5 protein-coding genes are annotated in these 3,101 nt (G+C 68.6%); 1 reads left to right on the top strand and 4 read right to left on the bottom strand.

Features of this window, described 5'->3' with window-relative positions:
* The 3 genes from obgE to rplU all read right to left on the bottom strand — a co-directional run.
* Positions 1-1,189 (bottom strand): GTPase ObgE (gene obgE / locus ACLEQD_RS40230; RefSeq protein ID WP_410391241.1); only part of this gene is annotated, 1,189 nt, incomplete at its 3' end.
* Between the two features lie 128 nt (positions 1,190-1,317).
* Positions 1,318-1,593, bottom strand: a complete 276-nt coding sequence (rpmA, locus tag ACLEQD_RS40225) for a 50S ribosomal protein L27 (protein WP_014394223.1) — start codon at positions 1,591-1,593, stop codon at positions 1,318-1,320.
* Positions 1,594-1,640: 47 nt separating this feature from the next.
* The gene (gene rplU, locus ACLEQD_RS40220; protein ID WP_014394222.1) at positions 1,641-1,949 is read right to left on the bottom strand and encodes a 50S ribosomal protein L21; all 309 of its coding nucleotides are present in this window, start codon (positions 1,947-1,949) and stop codon (positions 1,641-1,643) included.
* 273 nt (positions 1,950-2,222) lie between these two features.
* Between rplU and ACLEQD_RS40215 the strand changes: the two genes are divergently transcribed.
* Positions 2,223-2,597, top strand: coding sequence for a hypothetical protein (locus ACLEQD_RS40215; RefSeq protein ID WP_410391240.1), 375 nt, complete (start codon positions 2,223-2,225; stop codon positions 2,595-2,597).
* Positions 2,598-2,629: 32 nt separating this feature from the next.
* Here ACLEQD_RS40215 and ACLEQD_RS40210 read toward each other — a convergent pair whose 3' ends face one another.
* Positions 2,630-2,848: a tetratricopeptide repeat protein gene (locus ACLEQD_RS40210; protein WP_410391239.1), complete on the bottom strand. Its 219-nt coding sequence runs from the start codon at positions 2,846-2,848 to the stop codon at positions 2,630-2,632.
* Between the last annotated feature and the right edge of the window lie 253 nt (positions 2,849-3,101).

Here is a 3,101-nt window from a genome sequence, read left to right as displayed (position 1 = left end):
CCTTCTTCGCCGGAGCCTTCTTCGCGGCGGCCTTCTTCGCCGGAGCCTTCTTCGCCGGAGCCTTCTTCGCCGGAGCCTTCTTCGCGGCGGCCTTCTTCGCGGCGGCCTTCTTCGCCGGAGCCTTCTTCACCGGGGCCCTGGCGACCGTCTTCTTCGCCGGGGCCTCGACGTGGAGCTTCCCGGTGCGGCCGGTGAAGAGCACCTCCGCCACCGCGTCCATCAAGGCCGGCATGCCCTCGCCCGTGGCGCAGGACACCGGGAACACGCGGATGCCCTTGCGGCGCAGCGCCTCCGTGAAGGGCCCCAGGCGCTCGCGGGCCTCCGTCAGGTCCAGCTTGTTGGCGGCCACGACCTGCGGCTTGCTGGCCAGCTCCGCGCTGTACTTCTTCAACTCCACGTTGAGGATGTTGAAGTCGTCCAGCGGCTTGCGGCCCTCGCCCTCGGCGCCCATGTCGATGAGGTGCACCAGCACCTTGCAGCGCTCCACGTGGCGCAGGAACTGGTGGCCCAGGCCCACGCCCTCGCTGGCGCCCTCGATGATGCCGGGGATGTCCGCCATGACGAAGGACAGGTTGTCCTTGTACTGGACCATGCCCAGGTTCGGCACCAGCGTGGTGAACGGGTAGTCCGCCACCTTCGGCCGCGCCCGGCTCACCCGCGAGATGAACGTGCTCTTGCCCGCGTTGGGGAAGCCCAGCAGGCCCACGTCCGCCAGGAGCTTCAGCTCCAGCCGCAGGGTGATCTCCTCGCCCTTCCCGCCGTCCTGCGCGAAGCGCGGCGTCTGGCGCGTGGAGGTGGCGAAGTTCATGTTGCCCAGGCCGCCCCGGCCACCCTTGGCCGCCACGAACTGCTGGCCCGGGTCGCTCAGATCCACCAGCAGCTCGCCCGTCTGCTCGTTGCGGATCAGCGTGCCCACCGGCACCTGGAGGATCATGTCCTCGGCCCCGTGACCGTTGCAGTCACTGCCCATGCCGTGCTCGCCGTTCTTGGCGCGGTGGTGCTGCTGGTAGCGGTAGTCCAGGAGCGTGGTCAGCTGCGGGTTCGCCACGAACACCACGGAGCCGCCGTTGCCGCCGTCCCCGCCGTTGGGGCCGCCGCGCTCGATGAACTTCTCCCGCCGGAAGGCCACGGCACCGTTCCCGCCGTCTCCCGCCTTCACGTAGATGCGTACTTCGTCGACGAACTTCATGGGGCCAGAGCCCTCCTGGAAAAACACGAAGCGGGCCGTCCTCGCATCCACCCGTCCCCAACGGGAACGGAAGGACCGGGAACGACCCGCTCGGTAAGCCATGCCCCGGGTCGCCCCGGGGCCACTGACTAGGCGCTCGCCTGCTCGGCGGCGGCCGGGTACACGGACACCTTCTTCTTGTCGCGGCCGAGGCGCTCGTACTTCACCACGCCGTCCACGGTCGAGAAGAGGGTGAAGTCGCGACCGAGCTTCACGTTCGTGCCCGGGTGGATGACCGTGCCGACCTGACGGACGAGGATGCTGCCCGCCGTGATGGTCTCACCGCCGTACACCTTGACGCCACGGTACTGCGGGTTGGAATCACGCCCGTTGCGCGAAGAACCCTGACCTTTTTTATGGGCCATGACACCTGCTCCTTAAAAGTTCGTGTGGGGAATGACCGGAAAGGCGACTAGCCGGAGATCGAGGTGACCTTCACCTCGGTGTACGGCTGGCGGTGGCCCCGGCGGCGGGTCCAGCCTTCCTTCTCCTTGCGGAAGTGCAGGACGCGGCGGTGCTTGTCCTGCGCCAGCACCTTGCCCACGACCTTCGCGCCCGCCACCGTCGGCTGGCCCACCTTCGGGCTCTCAGAGCCGCCCAGCAGGAGGACCTCGGTGAACGAGACCTCGGCACCGATGTCACCGGCGATCTTCTCGATCCGGACAACGTCGCCCTCGGCGACGCGGTACTGCTTTCCGCCCGTGCGAATGACTGCGTACATCGTCGAACCCCTGTCAGCTTCGGGTTGGTTCAACCCATGGAATCCAACGCGCATTTCGGACGGCGGACCGCCCGGCGCGCTAAAAGACGGCGGGACTTACGGGAAACCCAGGGGGGAGTCAAGGCAGTTGGCGGATCAACCCGCCCCCAGGCTCCCTATTTGCTTTTGAATAGACTTCCCGGAATAAAGTCCACTGGACCGCAAGTCGGCGCCCGCTAAGCTACGCGCCGCTTGCTTTCCACCTGTACCTCATCCCTGAGGGGGAGAACCATCATGAAGAAGATCCTGTTCGGTCTGGCGGCCATGGCCTCGCTCACGCTCACCGCTTGCGGCGGCGGCAGCATCTGCGACCAGCTCGAGGACGTCGCCAACAAGACGGCGGACCAGGCCGAGGAGTGCGGCATCATGGTCGAAGGTGACGACGGTGAGATCACCGACGCCGAGCGCGAGCAGTGTGAGAAGAGCACCGAGTCCTGCTCCGACGACGACAAGAAGAAGTTCGAGGAGTTCGCGGACTGCGTGAACGACGTCAAGGGCTGCTCCGACAAGACCGAGGCCGAGCAGAGCGCCTACCAGCTGCGCGTCTTCGCCTGCTACAGCAAGCTGACCAGCATCAGCGCGGCGTGCAGCGCGGCCTCCGGCGAGTAATCCCCTCCCTGGCCGTACGGCCGTGAGTGGCGTCAGGGCCCGGTTCCCTCCCCAGGGAATCGGGCCCTTTCATTTCGGACGCCGGACAGGCGCGCGCCCAGCGCCCGGCTCACCACCCGGCGGCGCTGCTGGTACTCCCACTCCAGGGGGTCCAGCTCCAGGCCCCGCTCGTAGGCCTCCAGGGCCCGCTGGAGCTGGCCGTCGCGCTCCAGCGCGCTGCCGGTGAGGAAGTGTACGCGCGCGGTGCCCACCGCCCGGGCTGCGTCGGCCAGGAAGTCGCGGCGCAGGCGTCCGTCTGGGCCGCGGTGAGCCCCGCCTCCAGGCACCGCGCCACGCCCCGGGCGTTGCCCAGCCGGGCGTCGTAGCGCGCCCGCCGCAGCGGCATGCCCAGGGTGTCGCCCGCGTCCCGCACGCGGATCAGCATGGACTCCAGCCGCGAGCGCTGCCCGCGCGACAGGGGCCGCGGCCGGAGCGCGGACAGGGCGTTCCACAGCTCGCGCGCCC

This window comes from Corallococcus sp. 4LFB, from assembly GCF_046520365.1.
Taxonomy (GTDB): domain Bacteria; phylum Myxococcota; class Myxococcia; order Myxococcales; family Myxococcaceae; genus Corallococcus; species Corallococcus caeni.
This window is presented reverse-complemented; position numbering and strand designations above follow the sequence as displayed.